Source organism: Stenotrophomonas sp. YAU14A_MKIMI4_1, from assembly GCF_003086855.1.
In the GTDB taxonomy this organism is placed as follows: domain Bacteria; phylum Pseudomonadota; class Gammaproteobacteria; order Xanthomonadales; family Xanthomonadaceae; genus Stenotrophomonas.
The window spans coordinates 1638834-1655054 of record NZ_CP025998.1; the positions used below are offsets into that span (position 1 = coordinate 1638834).

Sequence of the window (16221 nt, forward strand, 5' to 3'; positions counted from 1 at the left end):
GTACCATCATGGGCCGGCGTGTGGCTCGGGGGCCGCAGCCAGCGCCGGCAATCCAATAAGAACAATAATCAGGAGTATGCAATGTCCAAGGGGCAATCGCTGCAGGATCCTTTCCTGAACGCACTGCGGCGCGAACGCGTGCCGGTTTCGGTGTACCTGGTCAACGGTATCAAGCTGCAGGGCACGATCGAATCGTTCGATCAGTTCGTGGTCCTGCTGCGCAACACCGTCAGCCAGATGGTCTACAAGCACGCCATCTCCACGGTGGTGCCGGCGCGCAACGTCAAGGTCGGCCCGGGTGGCGGCTACGTGCAGTCGGGTGAAAATGGTCAGGCGGGTGATGAAGCAGACGAGTAACAACGGAGCGGTGAATGTTTGACCGCTCGAAACGGGGCGAACACGCCCTGCTGATCCAGCCCCACTTCGGCAAGCTGGAAGAGGATGTGCTGGAAGAATTCGGCGATCTGGCCCGCTCGGCCGGGGCCAGCATCGCTGCCACCATCACCGCGCGCCTGGATCGCCCCAATCCGTCCACCCTGATCGGCAGCGGCAAGCTGGATGAGATCAAGGCGGCGGTGGAGGCCACCGGCGCCGACCTGATCCTGGTCAACCACGCGCTCAGCCCGGGCCAGGAACGCAACCTGGAACGCTTCCTGGAACGCCGGGTGATCGACCGTACCGGTCTGATCCTGGACATCTTCGCCCAGCGTGCGCACAGCCACGAAGGCAAGCTGCAGGTCGAGCTGGCCCAGCTGCGGCATATCGCCACGCGGCTGGTGCGCGGCTGGACCCACCTGGAGCGCCAGCGCGGCGGTTCGATCGGCCTGCGTGGCCCGGGTGAAACCCAGCTGGAAACCGACCGCCGCCTGCTGCAGAAGCGGGTGGAACAGTTGCAGAAGCGGCTGGAGAAGGTGGAAGTGCAGCGCACCCAGATGCGCCGTGCGCGCGTGCGCAGCGAACTGCCGCGCGTGGCCCTGGTGGGCTACACCAACGCTGGCAAGTCCACGCTGTTCAACGCGCTGACCGGTGCCGAGGCGTACGCGGCCGACCAGCTGTTCGCCACTCTGGATCCCACCGTGCGGCGCATTGCGGTGCCCGGTGGCAACGTGGTGCTGGCCGACACGGTGGGCTTCGTGCGCGACCTGCCGCATGACCTGGTGGCGGCGTTCCGCTCCACCCTGTCCGAAGCGCGCGAGGCGGATTTCCTGCTGCATATCGTCGATGCCGCCGATCCGCACCGCGAAGAGCGCATCGCCCAGGTGGACGAAGTGCTGGCCGCGGTGGGTGCAGGCGACCTGCCGCAGTTGCTGGTGTTCAACAAGATCGACCGCATTGACGGCGCGCAGGTGCGCCACGACGGCCAGGACGGCGTGCCCGACGAGGCCCGTCGCGAGCGGGTCTGGATCTCGGCGCGTGATGGCCAGGGCCTGGAGCTGCTGCAGACCGTGCTGGGCCGCCGCCTGGGCCTGCAGCACGTGACCGGCGAGCTGCGCCTGCCACCCAGTGCGGGGCGGCTGCGCGCACGCCTGCATCAGCTGGAAGTGATCCGCAGCGAGCAGGCCGATGAAGACGGCTGGCTGCTGCAGGTCGATCTTCCGATTGCCGAGGCCGAGAAACTGGCGGCCAGCGCCGATGGCGCGCCGATCCGCGCGTTGCTGCCGGAAAAACTGCCGGAGTGGTGATGCCGGCGGGTGGGGTCGGAGCCCGTTGCGTTGCAACGGGATCCGATCCCGTCGCACAACCGGCCGATTACCGCACGCCAGCCGCCTGATGCTGCACACCGTCTTGCACACGGCGGGAGGATGATCCGAAGGTCGGCCCCCACGGCCCCCTTCGGAGTTCCCCATGTCGCAGGCCCCGGCCGTCGATCTGCCCCAGTACACCGCTGCGGAGAAGCGCCATCGCGTCTTCGCCATCATGTCGGCCTCGTCCGGCAACCTGGTGGAATGGTTCGACTTCTACGTCTACGCGTTCTGTGCGATCTACTTCGCGGGCGCCTTCTTCCCCGCCTCCAACCCGACGGTGCAGCTGCTCAACACCGCCGGCGTGTTCGCCGCCGGCTTCCTGATGCGGCCGATCGGCGGCTGGCTGTTCGGGCGCATTGCTGACCGCCTGGGGCGCAAGAAGTCACTGCTGATCTCGGTCAGCATGATGTGCGGTGGTTCGCTGATGGTGGCCTGTCTGCCGACCTACGCGACCATCGGTGCGCTGGCGCCGGTGCTGCTGCTGGTGGCGCGGCTGATCCAGGGCCTGTCGGTGGGCGGCGAGTACGGGACCACGGCCACCTACATGAGCGAAGTCGCGCTGCGCGGCCAGCGCGGATTCTTCTCTTCGTTCCAGTACGTCACCCTGATCGGCGGCCAGCTGCTGGCCGTGCTGGTGATCGTCATCATGGAATCGGTGCTGAGCGAGGCCGAGATCCGCGCCTGGGGCTGGCGCATTCCGTTCGTGCTGGGTGCCGTCGCGGCGGTGGTGGCGCTGCTGCTGCGGCGTACCCTGCACGAAACCCAGAGCGAGTCGAGCCGCGATGACAAGGATGCCGGCACGCTGGGCGCGCTGTTCCGCGACCACAAGGCGGCTTTCTTCACCGTGCTTGGCTATACCGCTGGCGGCTCGCTGATCTTCTACACCTTCACCACCTACATGCAGAAGTTCCTGGTGAACACGGTGCACCTGCCGATCAAGACCGCCAGTTACGTGATGACCGGGGCATTGTTCCTGTACATGTGCATGCAGCCGCTGTTCGGCATGCTCTCCGACCGCATCGGCCGTCGCACCAGCATGATGCTGTTCGGTGGGCTCGGTGCGCTCACCACCGTGCCGATCCTGATTACCCTGCAGCACGTCACCAGCCCGTGGGCGGCCTTCGGCCTGATCGTGCTGGCGTTGGCCATCGTCAGTTTCTACACGTCCATCTCGGGCATCGTGAAAGCCGAAATGTTCCCGCCGCAGGTGCGCGCACTGGGCGTGGGCCTGGCCTACGCCATCGGCAACGCCGTGTTCGGTGGCAGTGCCGAGTACGCCGCGCTGGGGCTGAAGCAGCTGGGCCATGAGCAGCTGTTCTTCTGGTATGTCACGGTGATGATGGTGGTGGCCTTCCTGGTCAGCCTGCGCCTGCCGGCCCAGGCCCGTTACCTGCACCACGACCACTGATGCGGCGGGACAGCGGCGCGGATCTGCGGTACAACGTGCCGTCGTTTCCGCGAACCCTGCCGATGTCCATCCCCACCGATGCCGATCTGAACGCCCAGGCCGCCGCGCTTGGGCAGCGCCTGCAGCACGCCGCGCTGCAACTGGTCACCGCCGAAAGCTGCAGTGGCGGCTGGATCGCCAAGTGCATGACCGATATCGCCGGTTCGTCGGCGTTCTTCGACTGCGGCATGGTGGTCTACAGCTACGAGGCCAAGCAGCGGCTGCTGGGGGTGCGCGCGCAGACGCTGGAACAGTCCGGTGCGGTCAGCCGCGAAACGGTGCTGGAAATGGTGTCCGGCGCGCTGGTCAATTCCGGGGCGGGCATCGCCGTGGCGGTCACCGGCATTGCCGGCCCGGGCGGCGGAAGCGCGGACAAGCCGGTGGGCAGTGTCTGGATTGGCTGGAAGCGCCGCGGCGGCTATGCGCATGCGCAACTGTTCCAGTTCGATGGCGACCGCGACGCCATCCGCCGGCAGACCGTTGCGGCCGCGTTGCGCGGTATCGACGCCCAGCTGTGACATGCTGGCCCGGTACATGACCGGAGGCGTCAGCGATGTGGGAAACACTGGGCACAGTCCGTGACCTGGGCCGGCTGCAGGAAATCGCGGCCGTCCTGATCCGCTATGGATTCGGTGATGTGGTGCGGCGCATTGGCCTGGCCAGCGTGCTGGAGCGCGCCGGCCGCCTGCTGCACTGGAACGAGGAAGGCCAGCAGATGCTGCGCATGACCGCGCCGGTGCGCGTGCGCAGCGCCCTGCAGGATCTGGGGCCGACCTTCGTGAAACTGGGCCAGGTGCTGGCCACCCGCGTGGACCTGCTGCCGCCGGACTGGATCGCCGAGCTTTCCGAACTGCAGAACGCCGTGCCCGCGCTGCCGTACGCGGCCATCCGCGAACAACTGGAGGCCGACCTGGGGGCGCCGCCGGCGCAGGTATTCGCCTTTCTGGATGAAACGCCGATGGCGGCCGCCTCGCTGGCCCAGGCACACCGGGCGCGCCTGCATGACGGCAGCGAGGTAGTGTTGAAAGTGCGCCGGCCCGGCATCCGTGACGTGGTCGAAGCCGACCTGCGGCTGCTGGCGCGCCTGGCCGAGATCGTGGAAGCGCGCCTTCCAGACCTGCGCCGCTACCGGCCGGCCGAGGTCGTGCAGCAGTTCACCGTATCGCTGCGCCGCGAACTCGACTTCGCCGCCGAGTGCCGCAACGCCGAGCGCATTGCCCGCAATTTCCAGGGGCGCGACGACATCCTGGTTCCCGCGGTGCACTGGCAGTGGACCTGCGAAAGCCTGAACGTGCAGGACTTCGTGGACGGCATTCCCGGCCGTGACCTGGCGGCCGTGGATGCCGCCGGCCTGGACCGTCGCACCTTGGCGCGGCGCGGTGCCGATATCGTCCTGAAGATGGTGCTCGAGGACGGCAGCTTCCATGCCGATCCGCACCCGGGCAACATCATCTACCTGCGCGATGGCCGTATCGGGGTGATCGACTTCGGCATGGTCGGCGCCTTGTCCGAGGTGCGCCGCTTCCAGGTCGCGCAGCTGCTGCACGGCCTGGTGGAACAAGACCCGCAGGGCGTGGCCGACGTGCTGCTGGACTGGGCCGGTGGCGTGGAGGTGGATGAAAACCGGCTGCAGCACGACATCAGCCAGTTCGTCGACCAGTACCGCGGGGTGCCGCTGAAGGACCTGCGCATCGGCCTGATGCTCGGTGACATCACCCAGCTGCTGCGCAGCTACAGCCTGACCCTGCCGGCCGACCTGGCGCTGATGATCAAGGCCTTCCTGACCCTGGAGGGCATGGGCCGGCAGCTCGATCCGGATTTCGACATGGCCAGCGCCGCGCGCCCGTTCCTGGAGCGCGTGGTGCTGCAGCGCTACGCGCCGCGGGCGCTGATCAAGCGTGGCCGGCGCTCCCTGCAGGGCATGATCGACCTGGCCGGAGAACTGCCGCGTGACCTGCGCAAGCTGGTACAGGCAGCACGCCGCGGCCGGCTGCAGTTGAAGGTGGAGACCAGCGCCCTGCAGGGTTTCGGCGACCAGGTGAACCGCGCCGCCAACCGGCTGGTAATGGGCATCGTCACCGCCGCGCTGATCATCGGCTCGTCCATCGTCATGCACAGCGTGGGCGGCATCTCCAGTCGCTGGCTGCTGGCGCTGGGGGTGTGCGGCTTTGTCGGCGCCGGGTTCTGCGGGGTATGGATCCTGTTCTCGATCTGGCGCAGCGGCAAGCACACGTAACCTGCGCTATTCCGGGAGAGCCGATCCGGTAGAGCCGACTGTCAGTCGGCTGCCCTTGCCGTGGCCTGCTGGTCCATGCCCCGCCGCAGTGTCGCACCCGGCACTTGCGGTGGCCGATATTAGTAGTAATACTACTAACCATGGACCTGACCGACACCCAGCAGGCGATCCTGCAGTTGATCGCCGAGCGTATCGAGAGCGAGGGCGCACCGCCGTCGCAGACTGAAATCGCACGCGCCTTCGGCTTCAAGGGCGTCCGCGCGGCCCAGTACCACCTGGAAGCGCTGGAGCAGGCCGGGGCGATCCGCCGCATCCCGGGTCAGGCCCGCGGCATCCGCCTGGTACAGGCGCCGCCGCTGCAGAAGCTGGCCGAGCCGGGCTTGCCCGACAGCGTCCTGCGGCTGCCGGTGCTGGGTCGGGTCGCGGCCGGTCTGCCGATCGGCGCCGACATCGGCTCGGACGATTTCGTGGTGCTGGACCGGGTGTTCTTCTCGCCGGCGCCGGACTACCTGCTGAAGGTGCAGGGCGATTCGATGATCGACGAAGGCATCTTCGACGGCGACCTGATCGGTGTGCACCGTACCCGCGATGCCCATTCCGGGCAGATCGTGGTGGCCCGCATCGATGACGAGATCACCGTCAAGCTGCTGAAGATCGCCAAGGACCGCATCCGTCTGCTGCCGCGCAACCCCGACTACAAGCCGATCGAGGTGCTGCCCGACCAGGACTTCGCCATCGAGGGCCTGTACTGCGGCCTGCTGCGGCCCAACCGTTGACCCGTTCCACAGCGCAATTCCCCGCGGTCTTTTGTGGCGATTCTCTGGTTCCACTGAGGTTGGTACGGATGTCCGATAATTCTTTTCAGAGCGCCGGGCAGAATCTCAGCCTGTGCGATACGTCCGACTTAAAGTGAACCCATGGCAAAGAAGACCCCCAAAGACAGCACCCCCAACGACATGACCTCTGCAAGGACCAATACGATGGACGAGAACAAGAAGCGCGCCTTGGCTGCTGCTCTGGGCCAGATCGAGAAGCAGTTCGGCAAGGGCTCGGTGATGCGCATGGGCGACCGCGTGGTCGAGCCCGTCGAAGCCATCCCGACCGGTTCGCTGATGCTCGACATCGCTCTGGGCATCGGCGGTCTGCCGAAGGGCCGTGTCGTTGAAATCTATGGTCCGGAATCGTCGGGCAAGACCACCCTGACCCTGCAGGCCATTGCCGAATGCCAGAAGATGGGCGGCACCGCCGCCTTCATCGACGCCGAGCACGCGCTGGACCCGATCTACGCCGGCAAGCTGGGCGTGAACGTGGACGACCTGCTGCTGTCCCAGCCCGATACCGGTGAGCAGGCGTTGGAAATCGCCGACATGCTGGTGCGTTCGGGTTCGGTGGACATCCTGGTGATCGACTCGGTTGCCGCGCTGACCCCGAAGGCCGAAATCGAAGGCGAAATGGGCGATCAGCTGCCGGGCCTGCAGGCCCGCCTGATGAGCCAGGCGCTGCGCAAGCTGACCGGCAACATCAAGCGTTCCAACACGCTGGTGATCTTCATCAACCAGCTGCGCATGAAGATCGGCGTGATGATGCCGGGCCAGAGCCCGGAAACCACCACCGGTGGCAATGCGCTGAAGTTCTACGCCTCGGTCCGCCTGGATATCCGCCGCATCGGCGCGATCAAGAAGGGCGACGAGATCATCGGCAACCAGACCAAGATCAAGGTCGTCAAGAACAAGCTGGCACCGCCGTTCAAGCAGGTCATCACTGAAATCCTGTACGGCGAGGGCATCAGCCGCGAGGGCGAACTGATCGACATGGGCGTGGACGCCAAGCTGGTCGAGAAGGCCGGCGCCTGGTACAGCTACGGCGAAGAGCGTATCGGCCAGGGCAAGGACAACGCCCGCGGCTACCTGCGCGACAACCCGTCCGTGGCTGCCAAGCTGGAAGCGGAACTGCGCGAGAAGTTCCAGCCGGCCGAAGCGGCGCGCGAAGAAGGCGACGACGACGGCGACGACGAGTAAGTCTTGCTGTGGGGCAGGGCGGCGCCGTCAGTGACGTTGCCCTGTCCCGCAGGTTCGAATCGCCCACGGATGGGCTGGGTGCCAGGGACGGCGCCACCCTTGGAGTAACCGATGTCCGACGCTGACGACGTCCCCACCGGCCGCAAGCGCCGGCCCCGCGAGCAGACGCCGGTGCAGCGTGCCCTGGGCCTGCTGGTGCGGCGTGAGCATTCGCGCAAGGAATTGACCCGCAAGCTGACCGCCCGCGGGATTGAAGACGAGGCAGCGCAGGCCGCCGTGGCCAAACTGACCGAGGCCGGCTGGCAGGACGACACCCGCTTTGCCGAGAATCTGGTGCGCATGCGTGCCAACACCGGTTATGGCCCGATCCACGTACGCGCCGAACTGGGAACCCATGGCCTGGACAGTGCGGCCATCAGCGCCGCCATGGACAGCTACGAGGGCGATTGGCAGGAAAACGCCCGCGATCTGGTCCGCCGCCGCTTCGGCGAGGACGGCCCGCAGGACCTGGCCCATCGCCGCAAGGCCGCCGATCTGCTGGCCCGGCGGGGCTTCGACGGCGACACCATCCGCCGCGCCACCCGCTTCGACCCGGATGACTGAGACTGGCGGCGCCGGGCCTGCTACCCTTTAGGTTTTCGGCGGTCCGTCGCGACCCCGGCCAGTGCGGCCGGCGGTGCAGGGTCGCCGGCCCGCAGACTGCCAGCCCCCAATGAACGCATCCGCCAAATTCACGACTTCCCAGATCCGCAGCGATTTCCTTGAATTCTTCAAGGGCAAAGGCCACACCATCGTGCCGTCCGCGCCGCTGGTGCCGGGCAACGATCCGACCCTGCTGTTCACCAATTCCGGCATGGTGCAGTTCAAGGACGTGTTCCTTGGCGCGGACAAGCGCAGCTACGTGCGCGCGGCCGACGTGCAGCGCTGCCTGCGTGCCGGTGGCAAGCACAACGACCTGGACCAGGTGGGCTACACCGCGCGCCACCACACCTTCTTCGAAATGCTGGGGAACTGGTCCTTCGGTGACTACTTCAAGAAGGACGCCATTGCCTGGGCCTGGGAGCTGCTGACCCAGGTCTGGAAGCTGCCGGCCGAGCGCCTGCTGGTCACCGTCTACCAGACCGACGACGAAGCCTACGCGCTGTGGCGCGACATGGTCGGCATTCCGGAAGAGCGCATCGTGCGCATCGGCGACAACAAGGGTGCCCCGTTCGCCTCGGACAACTTCTGGCAGATGGCCGACACCGGCCCCTGCGGCCCGTGCACCGAGATCTTCTACGACCATGGCGACCATATCGCCGGTGGCCCCCCGGGTTCGCCGGATGAAGACGGCGACCGCTTCATCGAGATCTGGAACCTGGTCTTCATGCAGTTCGACCGCCAGCCCGACGGCACCCTGGTGCCGCTGCCGGCGCCGTGCGTGGACACCGGCATGGGCCTGGAGCGCCTGGCGGCGATCCTGCAGCACGTGCACACCAATTACGAGATCGACCTGTTCCAGGCGCTGATCCGCAAGGCCAGCGAGCTGACCGGCACGGCCGATCTGGAAAACAAGTCGCTGCGGGTGATCGCCGATCACATCCGCGCCTGTTCGTTCCTGATCGTCGATGGCGTGCTGCCGTCCAATGAAGGCCGTGGCTATGTCCTGCGCCGCATCATCCGCCGCGCCCTGCGCCACGGCTGGATGCTGGGTGTGCGCCAGCCGTTCTTCAGCAAGCTGGTGCCGACCCTGGTCGAGCAGATGGGCGAGGCCTACCCGGAACTGCCGGCGGCGCTGGACACTGTCACTCGCGCCCTGCAGGCCGAAGAGGAGCGTTTCGCCGAAACCCTCGACGCCGGCATGAAGATCTTCGAGGCCGTGGCCGCCAAGGCCGGCAACGGCGTCATTCCCGGCGTGGACGCGTTCCGCCTGTACGACACCTATGGCTTCCCGCTGGACCTGACCCAGGACATCGCCCGCGAGCGCGAACTGACCGTGGACATCGCCGGTTTCGATGCGGCCATGGAACAGCAGCGCGAGACGGCGCGCGCGGCCGGCAAGTTCGGCGTCGGCGTGACCCTGCCGGCCGAGCTGGTGGCCACGCTCACCCCGACCGTGTTCCTGGGCTACGACCGCCTGCAGGCCGACGGCCTGACCGTGCTGGCCGTGCTCAAGGACGGCCGCCCGGTGGCTGCGGCCGAAGCCGGCGATGCGGTCATCGTGATCACCGACAAGACCCCGTTCTATGCTGAATCCGGCGGCCAGGTAGGCGACACCGGCGTGCTGAGCGGCGCCGGCGTGCGCCTGGACGTGACCGACACGCAGAAGTTCGCCGGCCAGTTCCATGGCCACGTCGGCACCCTGGCCGAGGGCGGCCTGAAGGTGGGCGACGTGCTGGCTGGCCAGGTCGATGGCGAGCGCCGTGGCGCCACCATCCTCAACCACTCGGCCACCCACCTGCTGCATGCCGCCCTGCGCGAAGTGCTGGGCACCCACGTGCAGCAGAAGGGCTCGCTGGTGGCACCGGACCGCCTGCGCTTCGATTTCTCGCATTTCCAGCCGATTTCGGCCGAGGAACTGGCGATCATCGAGCGCAAGGTCAACCAGCAGGTGCGCGCCAACAACGCCGCCGAAGTGCACAACATGGGCATGCAGGAAGCGCTGGATTTCGGCGCCATGGCCCTGTTCGGCGAGAAGTACGGCGAGAACGTGCGCGTGCTGAAGATGGGTGACTACTCCACCGAACTGTGTGGCGGTACCCACGTCGGCCGCACCGGCGATATCGGTCTGTTCAAGATCACCTCGGAAGGCGGTGTCTCGGCCGGCGTGCGCCGCATCGAGGCCGTGACCGGGCAGGGCGCGCTGGACTACGTGGATGCCGAAGAGGCCCGCCTGGCCGAGGCGGCCGAACTGCTGGGCGGCAGCGCTGCCGACGTGGTCGAGAAGATCCGCGCGCTGGGCCAGCGCCAGAAGCAGCTGGAACGCGAACTGGAGGCAGTGAAGGCCAAGGTTGCCGCCGGCGCCACCGCCGACCTGTCCAGCCAGGCCGTGGAAGTGGCCGGGGTGAAGGTCCTGGCCGCCCGCCTGGAAGGCTTCGATGCCAAGGCCCTGCGTGATGCCATCGACCGCCTGAAGCAGCAGCTGGGCGACGCGGTGATCGTGCTGGCCGGCGCCCAGGACGGCAAGGCCGCCCTGGTTGCCGGTGTGAACGGCAGTGCAATGGGCAAGGTCAAGGCCGGGGAACTGTTGTCCCATATCGCCGGTCAGATCGGGGGCAAGGGCGGCGGACGCCCGGACCTCGCCCAGGGTGGTGGCGAGGACGGGCCCGCCCTTGCTACCGCGCTGTCTGCGGTCGTCGAATGGGTCAGCCCCCGCCTGTGATGAATGCCCGGCCGTCCCCCTCCTTGTAGGAGCGGGACGGCTGACGGTACCATTGCGGAATCTTTTCCCTTTGTCGTGGGGACGCTTCTTGACGGAGCGTCAAGCCGGTGGGGGATACCCTTCCACACGGTTCCATGGAGACTTTCAAAAATGTTGATCCTCACTCGCCGCGTTGGCGAAACCCTGATGATCGGTGACTCGGTCAGCGTCACTGTGCTGGGCGTCAAGGGCAACCAGGTGCGCATCGGCATCACCGCGCCGAAGGACGTTGCCGTGCATCGCGAAGAGATCTACCAGCGCATCCAGCGCGGTGACGAAGCCGGCAGCACCGGCAACGAAAATTCTGCGGAATAAAGCTTTACCTTCGCGCGTGATTAACGTTATGATTCACGCCCCGCTGAGGTGCAACGCACCAGACGCGGTAAAAACCCCGGAGCGATGCCCGAGTGGCTGAAGGGGCTCCCCTGCTAAGGGAGTATAGGGTCAAAAGCTCTATCGAGGGTTCGAATCCCTCTCGCTCCGCCAGATACAAGAAAGCGCCCGCAGATTTCCGATCTGCGGGCGTTTTTCGTTGTGCGCGTTTCTCTGCGTGCAGCTGTCTGTCGCATGCATGTCTCGACCTTTGCGGCCCGCCAGGGGCCACACCGATCTTCACGGCGTTGTGCAGCTTCGCCGTATCATCGAACCGTCGAACACGGCGACCGTCCCTGCCTTGGATTCCCTGCAGAACTTCCATCCCGCCACGCGTGACTGGTTCCGTTCCACCTTCGCGGCATCGACGCCGGTGCAGGACCAGGCATGGGCATCGATCGCCGCAGGCCAGCACACGCTGGTGGTCGCGCCCACCGGGTCGGGAAAGACGCTGGCGGCTTTCCTGCATGCGATCGACCAGGTGTTCGCCGAACGCGATGGCGATGCTCGCCGCGATCCTGCGGCCATGCCCGTGGCGCGCACGCGCGTGCTGTACCTGTCGCCGATCAAGGCGCTGGGCAGCGATGTGCAGCGCAACCTGCAGGTGCCGCTGCAGGGCATCAGTGCGCGCCGCAGTGAACGCGGCGACCCGGCCGTTGCGCTTACCGTGGCCATGCGCACCGGCGATACCAGCAGCAGCGACCGCGCGCGGCTGCTGCGGCGTCCGCCGGACATCCTGATCACCACGCCCGAGTCGCTGTACCTGATGCTGACCTCACAGGCGCGGGAGATTCTGCGCGATGTGCATACGGTCATCCTCGATGAGATCCATGCCGTGGCCGGCGGCAAGCGAGGCTCGCACCTTGCCCTCAGCCTGGAACGGCTGGATGCCTTGCTGCAGGTGCCCGCACAGCGCATCGGCCTGTCTGCTACGGTGCGCCCGGTGCAGGGCGTGGCCGCCTTCCTTGGCGGCGATCGCCCGGTGCAGGTGGTGCAACCGCCTTCGCAGCGGCAGTTGCAGCTGAAGATCGTGGTGCCGGTGGAGGACATGACCGACCTGGCCATGCACGGCCCGGCGCAAGGGCGCGGGGCCGGCACACGCGTGGGGTCGATCTGGCCGCACGTGGAGGCCAGCATCCTCGACAACGTGATGCAGCATCGCTCAACGATCGTCTTTGCCAATTCGCGCGGCGTGGCCGAACGGCTCACCGCGCGGCTCAACGAGCTGCATGCCGAGCGCACGAGTGTGGGAATCGCGGGCGACACCGAAGTGGCGGCCGCAACCGCCTACGGATCATTTACCGGCAGCACGGTGAACCGCGTCACGGCACCCGACGCGGTGATCGCGCGCTCGCACCATGGCTCGGTGTCCAAGGAGCAGCGCGCCGCCATCGAGCAGGCGTTGAAGACGGGTGAACTGCGCTGCGTCGTAGCGACGTCCAGCCTCGAGCTGGGCATCGACATGGGCCTGGTGGATCTGGTCATCCAGGTTGCGGCGCCGCCGTCGGTGTCCAGTGCACTGCAGCGGGTGGGGCGTGCGGGACACCAGGTGGGGGGTATGTCGCGCGGCCTGCTCTACCCGCGCACGCGACGTGACCTGGTCGATGCCGCCGTGGTGGTGGACAGCATGCTGGAGGGTCGCATCGAAGCCATCGATCCACCGCGCAACCCGCTTGATGTGCTGGCCCAGCAGACCGTTGCCGCGGTGGCGATGGAGCCACTCGATGCAGAGGCCTGGTTTGCACGGGTCTGCCGCGCCGCGCCTTACCGCACGCTGCCCCGCAGCGCCTTCGACGCGGTGCTGGACATGTTGGCCGGGCGCTATCCGTCCGAGGAATTCGCGGGCTTCCGCCCCCGCCTGGTGTGGGACCGGAAGACAGGCACGTTGACCGCGCGCCCCGGTGCCCGGCAGTTGGCGGTCACCAGTGGCGGCACCATCCCGGACCGCGGCATGTACGCGGTGGTGCTGCCCGAGGGCGAGGAGCAGGCCGGCTCGCGTCGTGTGGGCGAGCTGGACGAGGAGATGGTGCACGAGTCGCGGGTGAACGATGTCATCACCCTCGGCGCCACGTCCTGGCGCATCGACCAGATCACCCTCGACCAGGTCGTGGTGACGCCCGCGCCCGGGCGCTCGGCGCGGCTGCCATTCTGGCGGGGCGAGGGCATGGGGCGCCCGGCCGAGCTGGGGCATGCCACCGGCGCGTTCCTGGCCGAACTGGAAGCCGATCCGCGCGGCGCTGGCGAGCCGTCGCCGGCGCTGCGGGCCCGGCTGCGCGGGCGTGGCCTGGATGACAGTGCGATCGGCAACATGCTGGCGCTTGTGGCCGAGCAGCAGCAGGCGACCGGCGTGCTGCCGACCGACCTGCGCCTGGTGGTCGAGCGCTGCCGCGATGAACTGGGCGATTGGCGGGTCATGCTGCATTCGCCCTACGGGCGTCGCGTGCACGACCCCTGGGCCTTGGCGGTCGCCGCGCGGCTGCGCGAGCAGGCGGGCATCGACCCGGCCGTGGTGGCCAGTGACGATGGCATCATCGTGCGCCTGCCTGACCGCAGCGGGGCGGCGCCGGGCGCGGACGTCTTTCTGTTCGACGCGGCCAGCCTGCGCCACACCATCACGCTGTCGGTCACCGGCTCGGCGTTGTTCGCCGCCCGTTTCCGTGAGTGCGCCTCGCGCGCCCTGCTGCTGCCGCGCCGCACGCCGGGCAAGCGCTCGCCGTTGTGGCAGCAGCGCCTGCGTGCGGGGCAGTTGCTGGAGATCGCGCGTGGCCACGAGGGCTTCCCCATCCTGGTCGAGACCGCGCGCGAATGCCTGCAGGATGTCTACGACCTGGACGCGCTGGATGCGCTGATGCTGCGCGTGCAGGCCGGCCAGGTGCAGGTGGTCGAGGTGGAGACCGCCGTACCGTCTCCCTTCGCGGCGGACCTGTTGTTCGGCTATGTCGCCGAGTTCATGTATGAAGCCGACGTGCCCCTGGCTGAACGACGCGCATCGGTGCTGTCGCTGGACAGTGGCCTGCTCGCCGAGCTGCTTGGCCAGGTCGACCTTGGTGAGCTGCTGGACGATGAGGTGGTGGCCACCGTCGCCCGTGAACTGCAGCGCTTGGACCCGCCCCGCCATGCGCGTGGCAGCGAAGGCGTGGCCGACCTGCTGCGCGAGCTTGGCCCATTGCCGGCCAGCGACATCGCCCAGCGCATCACCGAACCCACGCAGGTGGCGGCCTGGCTGCAGGCGTTGCAGGCTGCTGGGCGTGCCATCCGCGTGACCATTGCCGGTGTTGAACAGTGGGCAGCGGTGGAGGACGCTGCGCGGTTGCGCGATGCCCTCGGGATCGACCCGCCGGCGGACATTGCCGGGGTATTTCTGGCATCGGTGGTGGATCCACTGGGTGACCTGCTCGGCCGACACGCGCGCCACGCTGGGCCCTTCAGCAGCGGCAGCGTGGCGGCCCGTTTCGGATTGGGCGTGGCGGTGGTGGATGACGCGCTGCAGGTGTTGCAGGAGCAGGGCCGGATCATCCGTGGTCGCTTCGGCCTTGATCTTCGCCAGCCGGCCGACAATGCCGCACCGCCTTCGCGGCGCGCGGCCCATCAATGGGTGGCCGCCGATGTGCTGCAGCGGTTGCGGCTGCGCTCGCTGCAGGCCGCCCGCGAGGCAACGCGGCCGGTACCGGTGGAAGCCTACGTGGGCGTGTTGCTGGAAGGGCAGGGCGTGCTGCCGAAGGCCACGCCTGGCAGCGACAGCGAGGCCGTGCTGCAGGTGATTGGACAACTGGCGGGCCTGCCACTGCCGGCATCGCTGTGGGAGCAGCAGGTGCTGCCTGCGCGGGTGCCCGGTTACACGCCTGCGCTGCTGGATGAACTGCTGGCCACCGGTACGGTGCTCTGGGCCGGCCACGGCCGGCTGGGCGATGATGATGGACGGGTGTCGCTGCACCTGCGGGACCATGCGGCCGAAACCCTGCCGCTGATGGACGGCGATGCCATCCCATCGCCGATGCAGCAGGCCATCCTGCAGGTGCTGGCCGCAGGCGGTGCGTTCTTCGCCCGGCAATTGGCGATGCAGGTGCAACCGCATCCCGCCGATGCCGGCAGTGCAGGCGAGGCTTTCCAGGCGGCGCTGTGGCAGCTGGCATGGCGCGGGCAGATCAGCAGTGACCTGTGGGCGCCGCTGCGCGCGCTCGACGGCGTGCGCCCGGCGCGGGCGCGGCCGATGTCCGTGTCGCGCCGCCGCCATGGCTTTGCCTTCGCGCCCCTGGCGACGGGCACCGCAGGACTGGCGCTGGCCAGCAGCGCGGGGTCGACGCTGGCCGGGCGCTGGTCGCTGCTGCCACAGGAGCGGGCCAATGACACGGTGCGTGCGCTGGCGCAGACCGAGGCGCTGCTGGACCGCTACACGGTGCTCACCCGTAGCGCGGCGATGAGCGAGGCCGTGGCCGGCGGCTTTCCGGCACTGCGGCCGGTGCTGCGCAGCATGGAGGACGCAGGCCAGCTGCTGCGCGGGCGCTTCGTGCAGGGGATGGGCGGTGCCCAGTTCGCCCAGCGCGCAGACATCGACCACCTGCGTGCCTGTGCCGAGCGTGCGGGCGGACCTGGCGGATGGGTTGCGCTGTCCGCGCTGGATCCGGCCAACCCGTTCGGCAGCCTGTTGCCTTGGCCCCAGGCCCTGGCCGGGTCGAGGCCGGTGCGACGCGCCGGGGCGATGGTAGTGATCGGTGAAGGTCGGCTGCAGCTGTACCTGCCGCAAGGGGGCCGCCAGCTGTCCAGTTGGATCGATGACACCGACACCGACGCTGCAGCGCACTGGACGGCGGCGGCACAGGCGCTGGCCGTCGGCCTGCGGCGCGGCCGGCGGCTGTCCTTCACGCTGCAGCGGATCAATGCCGAGCCGGTCCACCGCGGCCTTGCCGTGGACGCCCTGCGCGCGGCGGGGTTCAGCAGTGAGCCGCGCGGGCTGGGCTGGAACGGCTGACGCCCCGCCCAGCGCGAGCGTGAACAGGCGGCTG

Annotated in this window: 11 protein-coding genes and 1 tRNA gene; all 12 read left to right on the plus strand. The window is 68.0% G+C overall.

Annotation, left to right across the window (positions count from 1 at the left end):
* Positions 1-81: 81 nt before the first annotated feature.
* The 12 genes from hfq (at position 82) to C1931_RS07640 (ending at position 16187) form a co-directional block, all read left to right on the plus strand.
* Positions 82-357, plus strand: a complete 276-nt coding sequence (gene hfq / locus C1931_RS07585; RefSeq protein WP_079221450.1) for an RNA chaperone Hfq — start codon at positions 82-84, stop codon at positions 355-357.
* Positions 358-371: 14 nt separating this feature from the next.
* Positions 372-1682 carry a ribosome rescue GTPase HflX gene (hflX, locus tag C1931_RS07590; RefSeq protein ID WP_108752750.1) on the plus strand — a complete coding sequence of 437 codons (1311 nt, stop codon included), beginning with the start codon at positions 372-374 and terminating at the stop codon, positions 1680-1682.
* A 163-nt stretch (positions 1683-1845) separates the two neighbouring features.
* Positions 1846-3153, plus strand: coding sequence for an MFS family transporter (locus C1931_RS07595; protein ID WP_108755900.1), 1308 nt, complete (start codon positions 1846-1848; stop codon positions 3151-3153).
* A gap of 62 nt (positions 3154-3215) precedes the next feature.
* The gene (locus C1931_RS07600; protein WP_108757690.1) at positions 3216-3710 is read left to right on the plus strand and encodes a nicotinamide-nucleotide amidohydrolase family protein; all 495 of its coding nucleotides are present in this window, start codon (positions 3216-3218) and stop codon (positions 3708-3710) included.
* Positions 3711-3745: 35 nt separating this feature from the next.
* Positions 3746-5428, plus strand: a complete 1683-nt coding sequence (ubiB, locus tag C1931_RS07605; RefSeq protein ID WP_108755901.1) for a 2-polyprenylphenol 6-hydroxylase — start codon at positions 3746-3748, stop codon at positions 5426-5428.
* Positions 5429-5568: 140 nt separating this feature from the next.
* Positions 5569-6204: a transcriptional repressor LexA gene (gene lexA, locus C1931_RS07610; protein WP_108755902.1), complete on the plus strand. Its 636-nt coding sequence runs from the start codon at positions 5569-5571 to the stop codon at positions 6202-6204.
* Positions 6205-6408: 204 nt separating this feature from the next.
* The gene (recA, locus tag C1931_RS07615; RefSeq protein ID WP_108749247.1) at positions 6409-7446 is read left to right on the plus strand and encodes a recombinase RecA; all 1038 of its coding nucleotides are present in this window, start codon (positions 6409-6411) and stop codon (positions 7444-7446) included.
* Positions 7447-7557: 111 nt separating this feature from the next.
* Positions 7558-8049 carry a recombination regulator RecX gene (gene recX, locus C1931_RS07620; RefSeq protein WP_108755903.1) on the plus strand — a complete coding sequence of 164 codons (492 nt, stop codon included), beginning with the start codon at positions 7558-7560 and terminating at the stop codon, positions 8047-8049.
* Positions 8050-8158: 109 nt separating this feature from the next.
* Complete coding sequence (gene alaS / locus C1931_RS07625; RefSeq protein WP_108755904.1) at positions 8159-10807, plus strand: alanine--tRNA ligase; 2649 nt, start codon at positions 8159-8161, stop codon at positions 10805-10807.
* A gap of 150 nt (positions 10808-10957) precedes the next feature.
* A complete protein-coding gene (gene csrA / locus C1931_RS07630) occupies positions 10958-11161 on the plus strand; it encodes a carbon storage regulator CsrA (protein WP_108749250.1) in 204 nt (67 codons plus the stop codon).
* A gap of 78 nt (positions 11162-11239) precedes the next feature.
* Positions 11240-11332: transfer RNA gene (locus tag C1931_RS07635), tRNA-Ser, on the plus strand.
* 187 nt (positions 11333-11519) lie between these two features.
* The gene (locus C1931_RS07640; protein ID WP_234412882.1) at positions 11520-16187 is read left to right on the plus strand and encodes an ATP-dependent helicase; all 4668 of its coding nucleotides are present in this window, start codon (positions 11520-11522) and stop codon (positions 16185-16187) included.
* Positions 16188-16221 lie beyond the last annotated feature (34 nt).

Coding starts and splice junctions, on each gene's coding strand:
- hfq (WP_079221450.1), top strand. CDS start 82: ATGTCCAAGGGGCAATCGCTGCAGGATCCTTTCCTGAACGCACTGCGG.
- hflX (WP_108752750.1), top strand. CDS start 372: ATGTTTGACCGCTCGAAACGGGGCGAACACGCCCTGCTGATCCAGCCC.
- C1931_RS07595 (WP_108755900.1), top strand. CDS start 1,846: ATGTCGCAGGCCCCGGCCGTCGATCTGCCCCAGTACACCGCTGCGGAG.
- C1931_RS07600 (WP_108757690.1), top strand. CDS start 3,216: ATGTCCATCCCCACCGATGCCGATCTGAACGCCCAGGCCGCCGCGCTT.
- ubiB (WP_108755901.1), top strand. CDS start 3,746: ATGTGGGAAACACTGGGCACAGTCCGTGACCTGGGCCGGCTGCAGGAA.
- lexA (WP_108755902.1), top strand. CDS start 5,569: ATGGACCTGACCGACACCCAGCAGGCGATCCTGCAGTTGATCGCCGAG.
- recA (WP_108749247.1), top strand. CDS start 6,409: ATGGACGAGAACAAGAAGCGCGCCTTGGCTGCTGCTCTGGGCCAGATC.
- recX (WP_108755903.1), top strand. CDS start 7,558: ATGTCCGACGCTGACGACGTCCCCACCGGCCGCAAGCGCCGGCCCCGC.
- alaS (WP_108755904.1), top strand. CDS start 8,159: ATGAACGCATCCGCCAAATTCACGACTTCCCAGATCCGCAGCGATTTC.
- csrA (WP_108749250.1), top strand. CDS start 10,958: ATGTTGATCCTCACTCGCCGCGTTGGCGAAACCCTGATGATCGGTGAC.